Source organism: Streptomyces sp. NPDC039424 (assembly GCF_055639495.1).
This window is the reverse complement of the sequence record NZ_JBVKAI010000020.1, coordinates 145664-161192: the sequence shown is the minus strand read 5'-3', so window position 1 is coordinate 161192 and position 15529 is coordinate 145664. Positions and strand designations below refer to the sequence as shown.

Below are 15529 nucleotides of genomic sequence, written 5' to 3'. Positions count from 1 at the left end.
AGCCGTCACCCGAAGCCGTACGGGTCAGCAGGTCCTCGGCGTTGTCCACGATCAACAGCACCGGCAGCCGCGGCAGCACGATCTGGCGGACCAGCCCCCAGCGCTCCCGCCACGGCGCGCCCGCATCCGTCAGGGCCACCGCCACGCGCCGCAGCTGGTCGTTCTCCGGCAGATCCTCGGCCAGGCAGTAAGCGGTCAGACGCTGCCGCAGCGCCTCCAGGACGGCGTCGACGGTACGGGTCGTGGTGGCCGACACCGGCACGATCAACCGCCCCTGCAACCCGTAGTGGTGCAGCAGCTCAGCGGCCAGCGTGGACTTGCCGACCCCACCGATACCGTGCACCAGCACCCCGGCCCGCCCCGGATCCCGCAAGGCGGACAGCAGCCGCCGAAGCTCGGCGCGGCGCCCGACGAACTCCCCGACCTTGCGGACCACCATCCCCTCGTCCAGCACCGACTCGGCCACGACCGGCACCCGACCGCCCCCGGCGGCGCGGTCGAACAGGTGCAGCGGCGGCCCCGCCAGGAACAGCGCCGGCGTCGCCCACTCCGGCCAGGCCGCGCGCGGGTCATTGTCCGGCAGCAGCCGACGCCGGGCCTCCAGAGTGCGGCGAGCCTGGGACAGAGCGGTCAGCGGATCAGGGTTCTCGGCCCGTGCCAGTGCCTGGTACGTCTCCGCGGCCAGCTCGGTGGCGTAGTGGTCCGTGACGGCTTCGGTCATCGCCAGCACCGCGGGCACCCCGCGCGCCAGCAACTCCCGCGCCAGACCGGCCCGGGCCCGCCCCTCCGGGCTGGGTTCAGGACGCTCGGTCCCTTCCGTACCGGCGCCCGAGTCCGAGTCCCCTTCCTCCTCGGAACCCGGCACCTCCGTATCCCGCACCACCGGGGTACGGGCGGTGGAGCAGCCGGCCAGCACCACCAGGGGAACACCCCGACCGGTCGGCAACCCCTCCGCCATGAACCGTTCCGCATCCACCAGGTCCACCCGCCCCCGCTCGTCCTCGAGCAGCAACGTCCCCGGCATGGCATGACAGGACAGGTGCAGCACATGGAAGCGCTCCTGCTCCAGTGCGGTGCGAATCTCGGCCAGACTGCCCCAGTTCAGCACCCGCACATACGCGCCCTGCCCGGACCGCGCGGGATCCACCGCGTCCAGAATCCGGTCCAACTCCCGCTCGTAGTCGAGCAGTTCACCCCCACCGGACTCCGGACTCGCCACCACCGCCAGGATCCGCAACGGCCCCGGCACCTGCACCGCGACGGCGGGACTCTCCCGCCGCACCATGCGGTACAGCTCCACGTCCTCCGACAGCACCAACGGCTGCCCCGTACCCGGGACGACCAGCGTCTCCCACGGCAGATCCACCCACCGCGGATCATCCACCGTCAACCCGATCCGCAACGGCGCGTGACGCGCCTGCGCCAGCCCCACCTCCCTGGCCAGCGCCGTCGCCACCTCACCACGTACGAACCCCTCGCCCAACGCCTCACCGACACCGACCAGAGCCCCGGCGACGCCCCCGGGAGAGACCGCTGCCCCCGCGGAGAGCAGCCGCCGAGTGGCCAAGCCGCTGTCAGCTCGCGCCCGAACTCGCTGCAGCATCCACATCTGCTGCTCAAGCCCGTGATCCACACCGCGCGGTGGGCAGGACGCCGCAGAGTCCGCGGTGGAGAACGCGACCGACCCCGAGTCGACCCGCAACTGCGCGTACGCCGGCCCGTCCGGCCGATAGGCCAGCCCTTGGGGCACCACCAGTGTCCCGTCCCGCGCCGGACGCTCCGCCGTCGGCAACCCCCGTACCGCCCGAACCAGTTGCCGCACCAGCTCCTCGTACCGTGCCGGAGAAGCCACCTGACGGAAGTCGAAGTACAGCCGCGCGGCGATGAAGGGCGGCAGATCCACCTCGCCCCACAGGACCGGGATCACCCGTCGTGTGGTCGAAACAGCTGCCGCGAACTCCTCATCGCACCACCCGGACGCCGTCCAGTGCGGACTGACGACGGCGATCAGTGCGTCAGCACTCGCCAGCCCTTGCTGCAGTCTCGACACCGTCAGCTGACCACCGACCAGCTCCCACTGATCCAGCCATACATCGAGACCCAGCCGATGCAAGTTCTCCGCCAGCGCCGTCGCCCACGCCTCATCCCTGTGCGCATACGAAACGAACGCGTCGTACCGCCCCACACCAGCCACACCGCACCCCCCGAACAGGCCACCCCTGAGCCCCTGAACGCCCTGACGGCCGGCCTGCAAGCCCGCCAACACTAGAGCACCAGATGAGCCCCTACGGTGGTAATGACTTGGTTGTCCTATGCCCACCGGCAACTCGTGATATGACCCGGAACCCGCTAGACCCACGAGTCGAGCCACATACGGGCCCGCCAGGAGTCGTAGGGAAGGGGAACCCCCGTGTAGAGGGCGGAGGTCCTGCTCGGTCGCCTGCGAGGAGACAAGTAGCAGCGGCGGGGTGACCACGCGGCCGGTGGACGAGCTGATCGTGCCGTGTGGGGGCATTCGGGCGTGTATCAGGCGCCGCTGAGCTTCGCCCATGCGCCGCCCGCCGGGCCGGCACGCCCCACCGGGGCGAGATCCGCACGCCCATCGAGGCGGCGTGGTGTGCTATGCGGCCTTGTCCGTCGCAGGGCCTGCAGGTTGGACCCGGGGACGGTGGCATATCGGGAGGGGCAGGCGCCTGCACGGGCCGTTCGTGTCAGCAGCCGCTTCGCGCTGTGCTGCACCGCAGTCGCGCGTGTGATCGACCGCCTCCGCATGATGGACCCGGTGCTGCCTTTGAGGGTTGGGAGCCGGATTACGAATCCGGCTCCCAAGGGAGCCAGAAAACCACTCAGGGGCCCGACCCGCGATGCGGATCAGGCCCCTGACCTGGTACTTCTCTGTCGGGGTGGCGGGATTTGAACCCACGACCTCTTCGTCCCGAACGAAGCGCGCTGCCAAGCTGCGCTACACCCCGATGTCGCTGCTTGTCGCGGCGACGACGTTTACTTTAGCCCACTGGTGGCCGGAGACGAAATCCGGTTTTGTGGCGGCGGCGGACGGGGTTCGGGCGGGTGTGGTCGAGGGCGACGAGGAGGACGGCCAGGGCGTAGAAGGAGAGGCCGAGGAGGAGGGCGTTCGCGAGGGTGCTCTTGTAGCCGTGCTGGTCCACGTCGAGGAAGGGGTAGAGGTAGCGGGCCGTGGTGCCGGGGAGGAGCAGTTCGCCGCGGGCGAGGATGAAGGCCAGGTAGGCGAGGGGGTAGAGGAGCCAGCCGGCGGCCTGGCGGAGGTGGAGGCGGCCGGGGGCGGTGAGCAGGAGCCAGTCCAGGACCGCGCCGAGCGGGGCCACCGTGTGGAGGAGCTGGAGGGCGGCCCACTGGGCGTGCCAGCGCGCCGGAGGTGGGGTGGCGTCCGTCATGGAGAACGGGGGAGTCGTGTGGTCCAGGAGCAGGTGGTAGACCGCTGCCGTGATCACGGCGTACAGCAGCGCGGCGCCGGTGAGGGCCGATGGCAGGGGGTGGCGGGCGGTCCGGGCCCGGTGGGCGGAGGCGATGAGGATCACCGCCAGCAGCGCGTTGCTCTGGACGCTGAAGTAGCTCAGGGTCCGGGCCGGGCTGCCGAGAAGTAGCTCCAGGGCGACGCCCGCCGTCGCCGTCAGCGCCACCAGCAGGCGGAAGGCCGCGGTCAGGGGGCGGTGGACGGGGGGTACCACCGCCCTGGACGGTACGGGTGGGAGGAGGAGCGCGGGCGTGCGGGGGACCGGCGGCAGGTCCGGGATGTCCCTCGGTATCGGGGGTATCGAGGAGCTCATGCGCACACGCTAAGCAGGGCATGCGAAAGGGGCGATCCGGGTGAACCGGGTGGGTTACCCGGAATCCGCTCTTTACTCGCGCCCCACCAGCGTCAGCAACGTAGCCTCCGGCGGGCACGCGAACCGTACCGGCGTGTACCGGTTCGTCCCGCAGCCCGCCGACACGTGCAGATACGACGTGCGCCCCTCCGCCGTGTGCGTCGACAGCCCCTTCACCCGTTCGGTGTCGAGGTCGCAGTTGGTGACCAGGGCGCCGTAGAAGGGGATGCACAGCTGGCCGCCGTGGGTGTGGCCGGCCAGGATCAGGGGGTAGCCGTCGGCCGCGTACGAGTCCAGTACGCGCAGGTACGGTGCGTGCACCACGCCCATCGAGAAGTCGGCCGAGGTGGAGGGGCCGCCGGCCACCCGGGCGTAGCGGTCGCGTTTGATGTGCGGGTCGTCCAGGCCGGTCAGCTCCACCGAGACGCCCTCGATCTTCAGCTCGCCCCGGGTGTTGGTCAGGTTCAGCCAGCCCGCCGCGTCGAAGCTGTCCCGCAGGTCTTCCCAGGGGTTGTGGATCACGCCCACCGCCGGCGCGTTGCCGTTCAGGCCGTGCCGGCCGCTGGCCTTCTCCAGGAGGTAGCGGGCGGGGTTGCGGAGCCTGGGGCCGTAGTAGTCGTTGGAGCCGAAGACGTAGGCGCCCGGGAACTCCATCAGCGGGCCGAGCGCGTCCAGCACCTCCGGCACGCCCTCCGGGTCGGAGAGGTTGTCGCCCGTGTTGATCACGAAGTCGGGGCGCAGGCCCGCCAGCGAGCGCAGCCAGCGCTGCTTCTTGCGCTGGCCGCCGACCATGTGGATGTCGGAGACCTGGAGCACGCGCAGGGGGCGCATGCCGGGGGGCAGGACGGGCACCGTCACCCGGCGCAGGCGGAAGGAGCGGGCCTCGAAGCCCGCCGCATACACCAGACCGGCGGCGCCGGCCGCCACGACTCCCAGGGGTACTCCGTATCGCGCACGCATACGACCATCGTGTCAGACCGCGGCGGGCCCGGAGACCGGGCGCCCCCTAAATCAGGGGGCGTTCGCGCCGGGGCACCTGCGACAATCGAGCCATGACCACCACGCTCAAGTCGAAGCTGCACGACGACCTCAACGCCGCGATCAAGGAGCGCGACGAGCTCCGCTCCTCGACGCTCCGGCTGACGCTCGCCGCGATCACCAAGGAGGAGGTCGCGGGCAAGGAGAAGCGCGAGCTCTCCGACGACGAGGTCCAGAAGGTGATCGCCAAGGAGGCCAAGAAGCGCCGGGAGGCGGCCGAGGCCTTCGCGCAGGGTGGTCGTGCGGAGCAGGCCGAGCGGGAGAAGGCGGAGGGCGAGGTGCTCGCCGAGTACCTGCCCAAGCAGCTGTCCGACGAGGAGCTGAACGCGATCGTGGCCCAGGCCGTCGAGGAGGCCAGGGCGGCCGGTGCCGAGGGCCCGCGGGCCATGGGCGCCGTGATGAAGATCGTGAACCCGAAGGTGGCCGGTCTGGCCGAGGGCGGCCGGGTCGCCGCCGTGGTCAAGAAGCTGCTGGCGGGCTGACCGGAGACGGTACGGCGACGGGGCCGCACCCCGGATCCGACCGTGGATCCGGAAGCGGCCCCGCCGGCGGGGCTCAGCCCCGCTGTCCTCCGTTGCCGTTCCCGTTGTTCCCTCCGTTGCCCTGCCCCTGGATGAAGTTCTCCGGGATGGAGAAGCGGGGCGTGGGGAAGCCGGTGTTGTCGCCGGTCGTACCGCCGTTCGTCAGGCCTCCGATGATCCCGCCGATGACGCCGCCGTTGTCCCCGTTGTCGCCGCCGTCACCGTTCCCGTCGCCCTTGTCCTCGTCGTCGGGGATGTCGACGAGGTTGAATTCCGGGGCGTCCTTGCCGGTCAGGGCGCCGGCCATGGCGTCCCGCCAGATCGGGCCGGGGACCCGGCCGCCGTAGACGAGGTCGTTGTAGACGCCGCCGATGCGGATGTTGACCATCTTCACGTTCTGCTTGGCGCTGCCGACCCAGACCGCGCCGGCCAGGTTGGGCGTGTAGCCGACGAACCAGGCGTTCTTGCGCTCGTCCGTCGTACCCGTCTTGCCGGCGCTCTCGCGGTCGCTGAGGCCGGCCTCCTTTCCGGTACCGGAGTCGACCACTCCGCGCAGCAGGGTGTTGACCGTGTCGGCGGTCTTCTCGCTCATCGCGCGCGAGCACGTGGACTTGGGCACCTCGAGCGACTTCTGCTGGTCGCCGACCTTCTGGGTGATCGACTCGATGGCGACCGGCGTGCAGTACATGCCCCGGGAGGCGAAGGTGGCGTACGCGCCGGCCATCGTCAGCGGGGACAGGCCCACCGCGCCGAGGGCGATGGAGGGGCTCTCGGGGAGCTTGTCGCCGTTGCCCTGCACCACGTGCAGCGCGTCGGTCATCTTCACCACCGGGCACAGCCCGATGTCGGAGATGAGCTGCACGAAGTAGGTGTTGACCGACTTGGCCATCGCCTTGTTCATGCGGTACGGGCCGACCTCCGACTCGCTCTCGTTCTCGACCTTCTCGCCGCTGCGGTTGACCCACGGGTTGCTGGAGCAGGTCTGGACGGGGCTCGGGTAGTCCATCTTGTACGGCGAGGAGTACTCCTGCGTCGCGGGCTTGCCGCCCTCGATGGCGGCCGCGGCCACGAACGGCTTGAAGGTCGAACCGGTCGGGAAGCCGAAGTTCGAGCCGCCCATGTCGCGGTTGACGGAGAAGTTGTACTCGGTCTCGTTCTTGCCGTAGCCGTACGGCTTCGACTGACCCATCGCCAGGATCTTGCCGGTGCCGGGCTCGACCAGGGTGGCCGCCGCGGCGACCCGGTCGGACTTGTAGACGTGGTCCTTGAGGGAGGCCTGCACCGACTTCTGGGACTGCGGGTCGAGTGTCGTACGGATCGTCAGGCCGCCGCGGTTCCAGACCTTGGCGCGGGCCTCGCGGGTCTTGCCGAAGACCGGGTCGTTGAGGAAGACGTACTCGACGTACTTGCAGAAGAACGCGGCGCCCTTGGTGGCGGTGATGCAGCCGTTCTTCGCCTGGCTGACGTGCAGTCCGAGCGGCTCCTTCTTGGCCTTGTCGGCATCCGCCCGGGAGATGTCGCCGACCTCGGCCATGCGCTGCAGCACCACGTTGCGGCGCTTGGTGGCCTCGGCCTCGTCGTTCACCGGGTCGTACCGGCTAGGGGACTGGACGATGCCGGCGAGCAGCGCCGATTCCTGGAGGTTGAGGTCCTTGGCGTGCTTGGAGAAGTAGCGCTGGGCGGCGGCCTCGACGCCGTACGCCTGCTCACCGAAGAAGGTGATGTTCAGGTAGTTCTCGAGGATGCCCTTCTTGCCGAGCTTGTCCTCGATCTGGATCGCGTACTTCAGCTCGCGGATCTTGCGGCCGAGCGTCTGCTGGGTGGCCTGCGCGACCTTGGTCGGGTCGTCGCCGGCCTCCTCGATGAAGTAGTTCTTCACCAGCTGCTGGGTGAGGGTGGAGGCGCCCTGGGCGACCCCGCCGCTCTGCGCGTTCTTGTTCAGGGCGCGCAGGACGCCCTTCAGGTCGATCGCGCCGTGCTGGTAGAAGCGGGAGTCCTCGATCGCGACGATCGCCTTCTGCATGTACGGCGAGATGTCCTTGAGGTCCACCACCGTGCGGTCCCGGGAGTAGACCGAGGCGATCTTGTGGCCTTCGCCGTCCAGGATGGTGGTCCGCTGGCTGAGCTGAGGGCTCTTGAGATTGGCGGGGATCTCGTCGAATCCCTGCACCGAACCCTTGGCCGCGAGTCCGAGCGCACCGGCCGCGGGCAGCGCGATACCGGCCATCACCGCTCCCGCGAGCACACTGACACCGAGGAACTTCGCGGCCTGCTGTGTCGCCGACAGGCCACCGCCCGAGCGCTTCTTTGGCATGAGGGCAGCCTAATCCGTAGTGCTGAGCGTTCCGGCGGAGCGGGTGCTTCTCGGAATGTTCGAGTGCCGGATCGTGACATACGGGGACAGCCGGGCCGGTGCCGTGTCGACCGGGGCCGTGCCGGGAACCGGCGGCACGGCAACGTCAGGCGCCTACGTTCTCATTCGCCGGACAGGCGTGAAGGCATTGGCCTAAGCTGCTCTCAACTGTCACAGCAGTGCGGCCACGTATCAATACGTCCGGCGACCCCGAATCGTTCCGGAAGTAGCCCAACTTTTTTGTGGGCGGCGTGTCCGAATCCGCCTCGTGTGTCACTCGGCGCCCGTTGTGACGCATCACAGCTGTCCCGCTTTGCCGGGATGGTCGCGCATGTCGCCAGCTCACTCCCGCGGGTGATCTGCCGCTTACCCATAGTCCGTTCGGGCCATTCAAGATTGGGCCCGAAGGGGGTGTTGCGCTGTGCCCACCTTCCGTAACGTCCTCAACTGGCGGCGGTGAATATGCCGCTGCCGCCGTGGGGGAGCCTCGATTCGGGAGAGGACGGCGCCGGTATGGGCTGGGTAACCGACTGGAGTGCGCAGGCCGCCTGCCGCACTACCGATCCGGATGAACTGTTCGTTCAGGGAGCAGCGCAGAACAGGGCCAAGGCGGTGTGCACCGGATGCCCGGTACGCACCGAATGCCTGGCCGACGCGCTGGACAACCGCGTCGAGTTCGGCGTGTGGGGAGGCATGACGGAGCGCGAGCGCCGCGCACTGCTGCGCAGGCGGCCCACCGTGACCTCCTGGCGCAGGCTCCTGGAGACCGCCCGCTCGGAGTACGAGCGGGGAACCGGGATCGTGCCCCTCGACGACGACGAGGTGTACGAGAACTACGCGGCCGTGAGCTAGCCCTACGGGCTCAGGAAAGCTCCGGCCGGCCGGCCGAGAGCCGGTCACCGATGTCCCGCAGCCCCGCGAGGTCGTGCACATCGCCGGGCAGCGCGGCCACTTCGACCACCGCCACCTCGGGGTGGAGCGCGGTGAAGCGGTCACGCGTGCGCTGCTCGCGGGAGAGCAGCTGCATGCGCTCGGCGTGCAACCTCAGCAGGCCTGCGGCGAGCCGGTCGACGGGGGATTCCGGCGCCGGAGCATCCGCCGCGGGTGTCGCTGACGCGGGAGATTCTGAACTGCCGTCCGTGTCGGGAGAGTTACGAAGTCCAGCTTTCCCGTCCCCCTGATCCACAATGCGGGGCTCTTCAAGATTTTCCGCGGCGGTGAGCGCCCGCTCGGCCGACAGCCGGTCGGCGCCGCTGCCGTGGACCCGGTTGAGCACCAGACCGACCAGCGGCATGTCCTCCGCGGCCAGCCGCTGGACGAAGTACGCGGCCTCGCGCAGCGCGTCCCGCTCCGGGGCCGCCACCACCAGGAACGCCGTGCCGGGCGCCTGCAGCAGCTTGTACGTGGCGTCCGCGCGGGTACGGAAGCCACCGAAGGTGGTGTCCATCGCGGCCACGAACGTCTGGACGTCCTTGAGCAGCTGACCGCCCAGCAGCTTGCCCAGCGTGCCGGTCATCATCGACATGCCGACGTTCAGGAACTTCATCCCCGCGCGCCCGCCGAGCTTCGCCGGGGCCGTCAGCAGCCGGATCAGCCGGCCGTCCAGGAAGGAACCGAGCCGCTTGGGGGCGTCCAGGAAGTCCAGGGCCGAGCGCGACGGCGGCGTGTCGACCACGATGAGGTCCCACTCGTCCCGCGCCCGCAGCTGCCCCAGCTTCTCCATCGCCATGTACTCCTGCGTGCCCGCGAAGCCCGCCGAGAGCGACTGGTAGAAGGGGTTGGCCAGGATCGCGGCCGCCCGCTCCCGGTCCGCGTGCGCCTCGACGACCTCGTCGAAGGTGCGCTTCATGTCGAGCATCATGGCGTGCAGCTCGCCGTCGCCCTCGGTGCCCTTCACCCGGCGCGGCACGTTGTCCAGCGAGTCGATGCCCATGGACTGGGCCAGCCGGCGCGCCGGGTCGATGGTGAGGACGACCACCTTGCGGCCCCGCTCGGCGGCCCTGAGGCCCAGCGCCGCCGCGGTCGTGGTCTTGCCGACCCCGCCCGAACCGCAGCACACCACGATCCGGGTCTTGGGGTCGTCGAGCAGCGGATCGACGTCGAGCACGCGCGCGGGGGAGAGACGGTGCCGGGCGGTGTCCTGCGCGTGGGTCGGGTCCGGACTCATGACATCCCCTGATTCCGCAGCTCGGTGGCGAGTTCGTACAGGCCCGCCAGGTCCATGCCCTCGGCGAGCAGCGGCAGCTCGTGCAGCGGCAGGCCCAGCTCGGTCAGGACCGCTCGCTGCTCCTCCTCCAGCGCGTACCGCTCGGCGTACTCCGCCGCCTGCTCCAGCAGCGGATCCACCAGCCGCTCGGCGTTGCCGCCCCGGCGCGCCCCGCCCAGCCCGGCGGCGGACAGCGACTGGGCGACGGCGGTGCGCGGCACGGTCCGTACGAGATCCAGGTCGGCCGCGTCCAGCAGCCCGGGCCGGACCATGTTCACGACGACCCGCCCCACCGGCAGCCGGGCCGTGCGCAGTTCGGCGATCCCGTCCGCGGTCTCCTGGACGGGCATCTCCTCCAGGAGCGTCACCAGGTGCACGGCCGTCTCGGGCGACTTCAGCACCCGCATCACGGCCTGCGCCTGATTGTGTATCGGGCCGATCTTGGCCAGCCCGGCGACCTCGTCGTTGACGTTGAGGAAGCGGGTGATGCGACCGGTGGGCGGCGCGTCCATGACCACGTAGTCGTACGCGAACCGCCCGCTCTTGTCCTTGCGCCGCACCGCCTCGCACGCCTTGCCGGTGAGGAGTACGTCCCTGATGCCCGGCGCGATGGTGGTGGCGAAGTCGATCGCGCCGAGCTTCTTCAGGGCCCGGCCCGCTCCACCCAGCTTGTAGAACATCTGGAGATAGTCCAGAAGGGCCAGTTCGGGGTCGATGGCAAGGGCGTACACCTCCCCGCCCCCTGGAGCGACGGCGATCTTCCGCTCCTCATAAGGCAGCGCCTCCGTCTCGAAGAGCTGCGCGATGCCCTGCCGACCCTCGACCTCCACGAGAAGCGTCCGCTTCCCCTCGGTCGCGAGGGCCAGCGCTAGGGCGGCGGCGACCGTCGTTTTTCCGGTCCCGCCCTTACCGCTGACGACCTGGAGCCTGCTCACGTCTTCGAGCCTAACCAGTCCGCCCGCGGGCTACGCGGGAGGCTGTGGATAACAGCGGCTACAGTCGGCCACATGACCAAGTGGGAATACGCAACCGTGCCGCTGCTCGTCCACGCCACGAAGCAGATTCTGGACACCTGGGGCGAGGACGGCTGGGAGCTCGTCCAGGTCGTGCCCGGGCCGAACAACCCCGAGCAGCTCGTGGCCTACCTGAAGCGGGAGAAGCAGTCATGAGCGCCGTCGAGGAGCGGTTGGCCGAACTCGGCCTGGCCCTGCCGGAGGTGGTGCCGCCACTGGCCGCCTACCAGCCCGCCGTGGTGTCCGGTGCCTACGTCTACACCTCCGGCCAGCTGCCGATGGTGGAGGGCAAGCTCCCGGTCACCGGCAAGGTGGGCGGCGAGGTCACCGCGGAGGAGGCCAAGGAGCTGGCCCGCACCTGCGCGCTGAACGCCCTGGCCGCCGTGAAGTCCGTCGCCGGCGACCTGGACCGCATCGCGCGCGTGGTGAAGGTCGTGGGCTTCGTCGCCTCGGCCGCCGACTTCACGGGCCAGCCCGGTGTCGTCAACGGTGCCAGCGAGCTGCTCGGCGAGGTCCTCGGCGACAAGGGCGTGCACGCGCGCAGCGCGGTGGGTGTCGCCGTGCTGCCGCTGGACGCGCCGGTCGAGGTCGAGATCCAGGTGGAGCTCGTCCCGTAACGCTCCGGCGTAGCCGCTGGTCCCGGGCACCTCTCGAACATTCGCGCGCCACGGGATAGCCTCCGGCACATGGCGAATGGGCAGTGGTATCCCGAGGAGTGGCCGGAACGCATCCGTGCGCTCACGGAAGGCACCCTCACACCGGTGCCCGCCCGGCGCGCGGCCACGGTGATGCTCCTGAAGGACGCCGACACCGGCCCGATCGTCCACATGCTGCGCAGACGCGCCTCCATGGCCTTCGCCGGAGGCGCGTACGCGTATCCGGGCGGCGGTGTCGACCCGCGCGACGACGACCGTGACATCCGCTGGGCGGGCCCCACGCGCGCGTGGTGGGCCGACCGGCTCGGCGTGGACGAGGCCGGCGCCCAGGCGATCGTCTGCGCGGCCGTGCGGGAGACGTACGAGGAGGCGGGCGTCCTGCTCGCCGGCGCCACCCCCGACTCGGTGGTCGGCGACACCACCGGCGCCGACTGGGAGGCGGACCGCGCCGCCCTGGTCGCCCGTGAGCTGTCCTTCGCGGAGTTCCTGGACCGGCGCGGCCTGGTGCTGCGCTCCGACCTGCTGGGTGCCTGGGCCCGCTGGATCACTCCCGAGTTCGAGTCCCGCCGTTACGACACCTGGTTCTTCGTGGCCGCCCTCCCCGAGGGCCAGCGCACCCGGAACGCCTCCACGGAGGCCGACCGCACGGTGTGGATCCGCCCGGCGGACGCGGCGGCCCGGTACGACAAGGGCGAGCTGCTGATGATGCCGCCCACCATCGCCACCCTGCGCGAGCTCGCGCCGTACGGCACCGCCACCGAGGCGCTCGCCGCCGCCCCCGCACGCGACCTGACACCCGTCCTCGCCCGGGCCCGCCTGGTGAACGGCGAGATCGTCCTGTCCTGGCCGGGCCACGAAGAGTTCACCAAACACATCCCGACCCTCCCGACACCCGGCGGAGGCCCCGCATGACGGACGCAGCAGCCCTGCCGGGCGGATCCCGGGGCGGGGACCCGGCCTTCCGCGCACCCCTCGTACCGCCGCGTGGGCGGCGAGGTGCCGCGTCGGGCTCCGGCGGGGTGCTCGTGGCACTGGTGGGGCAGTCGGAAAGGGGTGCGCGCATGACGGGCGCAGCAGCTCTGCCGGGCGGGGCCCCGGTTCTCCGTGTGCCCGTCGCGCCGCTGCACGGGCGGCGAGGTGCCGCATCGGCCTCTGGCCGGGGGCTCGGCGCGCTGGTGGCGCAGTCGGAAAGCGCCACCCTGGAAGGAGTGCCCGCATGACGGACGCAGCAGCTCTGCCGGGCCAGCCCCGGGAGGCGGTCGTCTCGGGGCCGGCCACCGAGCGGGCCGTGAACGTCCTGGCGCCCAATGCCTCCGCGATGACCCTGGACGGCACGAACACCTGGATCGTCGCCGAGCCGGACTCGGACCTGGCCGTGGTCATAGACCCGGGGCCGCTGGACGACGGTCATCTGCGCGCGGTCGTGGACACCGCCGAGCGGGCCGGCAAGCGGGTCGCGCTCACCCTGCTCACCCACGGCCACCCCGACCACGCCGACGGTGCCGCCCGCTTCGCCGAGCTGACCCGCACGAAGGTGCGCGCGCTGGATCCGGCGCTGCGGCTCGGTGACGAGGGCCTGGCCGCCGGGCACGTGATCACGGTCGGCGGGCTGGAGCTGAGGGTCGTACCGACCCCCGGCCACACCGCGGACTCCCTGTGCTTCCATCTCCCGGCCGACCGGGCCGTCCTGACCGGCGACACCATCCTCGGACGCGGTACGACGGTCGTGGCGCACCCCGACGGCCGCCTGGGCGACTATCTGGACTCGCTGCGGCGGCTGAGGTCCCTGACGGTCGACGACGGCGTCCACACGGTGCTCCCGGGCCACGGACCCGTCCTGGAGGACGCCCAGGGCGCCGTCGAGTTCTACCTCGCCCACCGCGCCCACCGCCTGGCCCAGGTGGAGACGGCCGTCGAGAACGGCTACCGCACCCCCGCCCAGGTCGTGGCCCACGTATACGCCGACGTGGACCGCTCCCTGTGGCCGGCGGCGGAGCTGTCGGTGCGGGCGCAGATGGACTATCTCCAGGACCACGGGCTCATCTAGGGGGTGTCCCCCTAGCCGTCGCCGGGACGTGCGGCCTTGATGCCGTGCACGCGCGCGTACTCCCGCGCGAGCCAGGGGCCGAGGTCGTCGACGTACGAGCGCAGGACGTCCGCGTCGCCGACCGGCTCGTACCCGTACTCGGCCGCCGCGCGCAGCGGTGCGGCGCGCTGAGGGTAGTACGCGCCGAAGACCCCGGCCATCTCGCGCAGATCGCTGGTCCAGCCCTGCCAGCGGGGCATGACGAGGGTGAAGGCGGTGCGCACGAGGTGCCGTGACATGAAGCGCACGAGGGGGCGCCGGGCCTCCTCGGAGTCCTCGGTGCCCGCGACGCGGTCCCGCCAGCGGGGGAGGAGGAGCGCGAGGTCGCCGTTGGTCTCGCGGGCCAGCAGTGAGTCGGGCCGGTAGCGGGGCAGGTGCCCGGCGAGGTCCTCACCGAGCAGCGGGGTGCACAGGCAGGCGACGAACCACCCCAGGTCGTACCTCTCCAGGTCGCTCAGCAGCCGCCGCCTGCCGAACAGCAGCGTCCCGGCCCCGTCGATCTGCGGGAACTCCTCGTCGAGCGCCTCCCCGAGGAGCCGGGCCGCCTCCCGGTCGGTGTCCGTCGGCTCCTCCCGCAGGGCGACCAGCAGATCGAGGTCGCTGCGGCCCACGCGCGCGGTGCCGCGCGGAAGCGACCCGTAGAGGTACGCGCTGTGCATGCGCGCCCCGAAGGCGTCCGGGAGACGGTCGCGGGCGGCGGCGACGACGGGGCGGAAGGGGTGCGGGACGCGCGCGAGGGAGCCTTCGCGCGCGATGTAGCCCTGGGGGTCGAGACCCTTGGGAGGAATCGTTTCGGCCATGGGGTCACTGTGCCCCCGGGGATGGTGACCGGCGGCTGGATTTGTTGATCACAGCGCCGGACAACCGCGCACAGCGGTCACCGCGACCGCTTCGCCAGCCTCTCCACGTCCAGCAGGATCACCGCACGCGCCTCCAGGCGGAGCCACCCGCGCTGGGCGAAGTCCGCGAGCGCCTTGTTGACCGTCTCGCGCGAGGCGCCGACCAGCTGGGCCAGCTCCTCCTGCGTCAGGTCGTGGACGACGTGGATGCCCTCCTCCGACTGCACGCCGAAGCGGCGGGAGAGGTCCAGCAGGGCCCGGGCCACCCGGCCGGGGACGTCCGAGAAGACCAGGTCGGACATCGCGTCGTTGGTCTTGCGCAGGCGGCGCGCGACGGCGCGCAGCAGGGCGCCGGCAACCTCGGGCCGTACGTTCAGCCAGGGCTGCAGATCGCCGTGGCCGAGGCCGAGGAGCTTGACCTCCGTGAGGGCGGTGGCCGTCGCCGTACGCGGGCCCGGGTCGAACAGCGACAGCTCGCCGATGAGCTCGCCGGGGCCGACGACCGCCAGCATGTTCTCGCGGCCGTCGGGCGAGGTGCGGTGGAGCTTGACCTTGCCCTCGGTGACGACGTAGAGCCGGTCACCGGGGTCGCCCTCGTGGAAAAGTGAGTCACCGCGCGCGAGGGTCACCTCACTCATGGAGGCGCGGAGCTCCGCGGCCTGCTCGTCGTCGAGCGCCGCGAAGAGCGGGTTGCGCCGCAGAACGTCGTCCACGAGTTATCTCCCTTGTCGACCTGCTCAGGGGATCTTGCTCCCCCATGTGCCAGGGGACCGTGTTCCCCATTTTGCCGGACGATCCAAACAGTGTGATCTGTCACAAGGATGCCGCACAGGTGTCCCGAGGTAAGCGGCAGGGGTCCAATCGGGCGCTGATCTTCCGGGTCCGGGGCGGATGTCGGTGCCGGGCTTTAGGCTGGCCGGGTGTCCAAATCGCCGGTGAGAGCACAGGCCAAGGGGGCTGGGCGGGTGGTTG

The 15529-nt window shown here is 70.9% G+C and carries 14 protein-coding genes and 1 tRNA gene; 6 read left to right on the top strand and 9 right to left on the bottom strand.

The window, feature by feature from the left end; translation table 11 throughout:
* The 4 genes from ACZ7L0_RS35660 to ACZ7L0_RS35645 all read right to left on the bottom strand — a co-directional run.
* Positions 1-2515: TIR domain-containing protein (locus tag ACZ7L0_RS35660; RefSeq protein ID WP_471246699.1), on the bottom strand; the 2515-nt coding region annotated here is incomplete at its 3' end.
* 383 nt (positions 2516-2898) lie between these two features.
* Positions 2899-2972, bottom strand: a tRNA-Pro gene (locus ACZ7L0_RS35655).
* A gap of 33 nt (positions 2973-3005) precedes the next feature.
* On the bottom strand, positions 3006-3806 hold the full coding sequence (locus ACZ7L0_RS35650) for a Pr6Pr family membrane protein (protein WP_471246698.1): 801 nt from the start codon (positions 3804-3806) through the stop codon (positions 3006-3008).
* 72 nt (positions 3807-3878) lie between these two features.
* Positions 3879-4805, bottom strand: a complete 927-nt coding sequence (locus ACZ7L0_RS35645; RefSeq protein ID WP_471246697.1) for a metallophosphoesterase — start codon at positions 4803-4805, stop codon at positions 3879-3881.
* Between the two features lie 92 nt (positions 4806-4897).
* On the opposite strand from ACZ7L0_RS35645, the gene ACZ7L0_RS35640 reads away from it, so the two are divergent.
* Positions 4898-5365, top strand: coding sequence for a GatB/YqeY domain-containing protein (locus ACZ7L0_RS35640; protein WP_471246696.1), 468 nt, complete (start codon positions 4898-4900; stop codon positions 5363-5365).
* Between the two features lie 73 nt (positions 5366-5438).
* Here ACZ7L0_RS35640 and ACZ7L0_RS35635 read toward each other — a convergent pair whose 3' ends face one another.
* Positions 5439-7718 carry a transglycosylase domain-containing protein gene (locus tag ACZ7L0_RS35635; RefSeq protein WP_471246695.1) on the bottom strand — a complete coding sequence of 760 codons (2280 nt, stop codon included), beginning with the start codon at positions 7716-7718 and terminating at the stop codon, positions 5439-5441.
* A 552-nt stretch (positions 7719-8270) separates the two neighbouring features.
* Between ACZ7L0_RS35635 and wblA the strand changes: the two genes are divergently transcribed.
* On the top strand, positions 8271-8609 hold the full coding sequence (wblA, locus tag ACZ7L0_RS35630; RefSeq protein ID WP_189956079.1) for a transcriptional regulator WblA: 339 nt from the start codon (positions 8271-8273) through the stop codon (positions 8607-8609).
* A 10-nt stretch (positions 8610-8619) separates the two neighbouring features.
* Here wblA and bagB read toward each other — a convergent pair whose 3' ends face one another.
* Together bagB and bagA are read right to left on the bottom strand one after the other, a co-directional pair.
* Positions 8620-9924 carry an ATPase BagB gene (gene bagB, locus ACZ7L0_RS35625; protein WP_471246694.1) on the bottom strand — a complete coding sequence of 435 codons (1305 nt, stop codon included), beginning with the start codon at positions 9922-9924 and terminating at the stop codon, positions 8620-8622.
* Positions 9921-10898 carry an ATPase BagA gene (gene bagA, locus ACZ7L0_RS35620; RefSeq protein ID WP_471246693.1) on the bottom strand — a complete coding sequence of 326 codons (978 nt, stop codon included), beginning with the start codon at positions 10896-10898 and terminating at the stop codon, positions 9921-9923. Before bagA ends, bagB begins: the two co-directional genes overlap by 4 nt.
* Before the next feature lie 72 nt (positions 10899-10970).
* Between bagA and ACZ7L0_RS35615 the strand changes: the two genes are divergently transcribed.
* The 4 genes from ACZ7L0_RS35615 to ACZ7L0_RS35600 all read left to right on the top strand — a co-directional run bounded on the left by ACZ7L0_RS35615 (position 10971) and on the right by ACZ7L0_RS35600 (position 13679).
* On the top strand, positions 10971-11132 hold the full coding sequence (locus tag ACZ7L0_RS35615) for a DUF4177 domain-containing protein (protein ID WP_121891618.1): 162 nt from the start codon (positions 10971-10973) through the stop codon (positions 11130-11132).
* Positions 11129-11593 (top strand): RidA family protein, encoded by a 465-nt coding sequence (locus tag ACZ7L0_RS35610; RefSeq protein WP_471246692.1) that lies wholly within the window; start codon positions 11129-11131, stop codon positions 11591-11593. The genes ACZ7L0_RS35615 and ACZ7L0_RS35610 overlap by 4 nt, the downstream gene beginning before the upstream one ends.
* A gap of 69 nt (positions 11594-11662) precedes the next feature.
* Positions 11663-12544, top strand: a complete 882-nt coding sequence (locus ACZ7L0_RS35605) for an NUDIX hydrolase (protein WP_471246691.1) — start codon at positions 11663-11665, stop codon at positions 12542-12544.
* A gap of 304 nt (positions 12545-12848) precedes the next feature.
* A complete protein-coding gene (locus ACZ7L0_RS35600) occupies positions 12849-13679 on the top strand; it encodes an MBL fold metallo-hydrolase (RefSeq protein WP_471246690.1) in 831 nt (276 codons plus the stop codon).
* Between the two features lie 11 nt (positions 13680-13690).
* On the opposite strand, the gene ACZ7L0_RS35595 is transcribed toward ACZ7L0_RS35600, so the two are convergent.
* Positions 13691-14518, bottom strand: a complete 828-nt coding sequence (locus ACZ7L0_RS35595; protein ID WP_471246689.1) for a nucleotidyltransferase domain-containing protein — start codon at positions 14516-14518, stop codon at positions 13691-13693.
* Positions 14519-14595: 77 nt separating this feature from the next.
* On the bottom strand, positions 14596-15270 hold the full coding sequence (locus ACZ7L0_RS35590; RefSeq protein ID WP_030734182.1) for a Crp/Fnr family transcriptional regulator: 675 nt from the start codon (positions 15268-15270) through the stop codon (positions 14596-14598).
* Between the last annotated feature and the right edge of the window lie 259 nt (positions 15271-15529).

What these genes read in the sequence shown, in the direction of transcription:
- ACZ7L0_RS35650 (WP_471246698.1), bottom strand. Translation starts at nt 3,806, where the DNA reads ATGAGCTCCTCGATACCCCCGATACCGAGGGACATCCCGGACCTGCCG.
- ACZ7L0_RS35645 (WP_471246697.1), bottom strand. Translation starts at nt 4,805, where the DNA reads ATGCGTGCGCGATACGGAGTACCCCTGGGAGTCGTGGCGGCCGGCGCC.
- ACZ7L0_RS35640 (WP_471246696.1), top strand. Translation starts at nt 4,898, where the DNA reads ATGACCACCACGCTCAAGTCGAAGCTGCACGACGACCTCAACGCCGCG.
- ACZ7L0_RS35635 (WP_471246695.1), bottom strand. Translation starts at nt 7,718, where the DNA reads ATGCCAAAGAAGCGCTCGGGCGGTGGCCTGTCGGCGACACAGCAGGCC.
- wblA (WP_189956079.1), top strand. Translation starts at nt 8,271, where the DNA reads ATGGGCTGGGTAACCGACTGGAGTGCGCAGGCCGCCTGCCGCACTACC.
- bagB (WP_471246694.1), bottom strand. Translation starts at nt 9,924, where the DNA reads ATGAGTCCGGACCCGACCCACGCGCAGGACACCGCCCGGCACCGTCTC.
- ACZ7L0_RS35615 (WP_121891618.1), top strand. Translation starts at nt 10,971, where the DNA reads ATGACCAAGTGGGAATACGCAACCGTGCCGCTGCTCGTCCACGCCACG.
- ACZ7L0_RS35610 (WP_471246692.1), top strand. Translation starts at nt 11,129, where the DNA reads ATGAGCGCCGTCGAGGAGCGGTTGGCCGAACTCGGCCTGGCCCTGCCG.
- ACZ7L0_RS35605 (WP_471246691.1), top strand. Translation starts at nt 11,663, where the DNA reads ATGGCGAATGGGCAGTGGTATCCCGAGGAGTGGCCGGAACGCATCCGT.
- ACZ7L0_RS35600 (WP_471246690.1), top strand. Translation starts at nt 12,849, where the DNA reads ATGACGGACGCAGCAGCTCTGCCGGGCCAGCCCCGGGAGGCGGTCGTC.
- ACZ7L0_RS35595 (WP_471246689.1), bottom strand. Translation starts at nt 14,518, where the DNA reads ATGGCCGAAACGATTCCTCCCAAGGGTCTCGACCCCCAGGGCTACATC.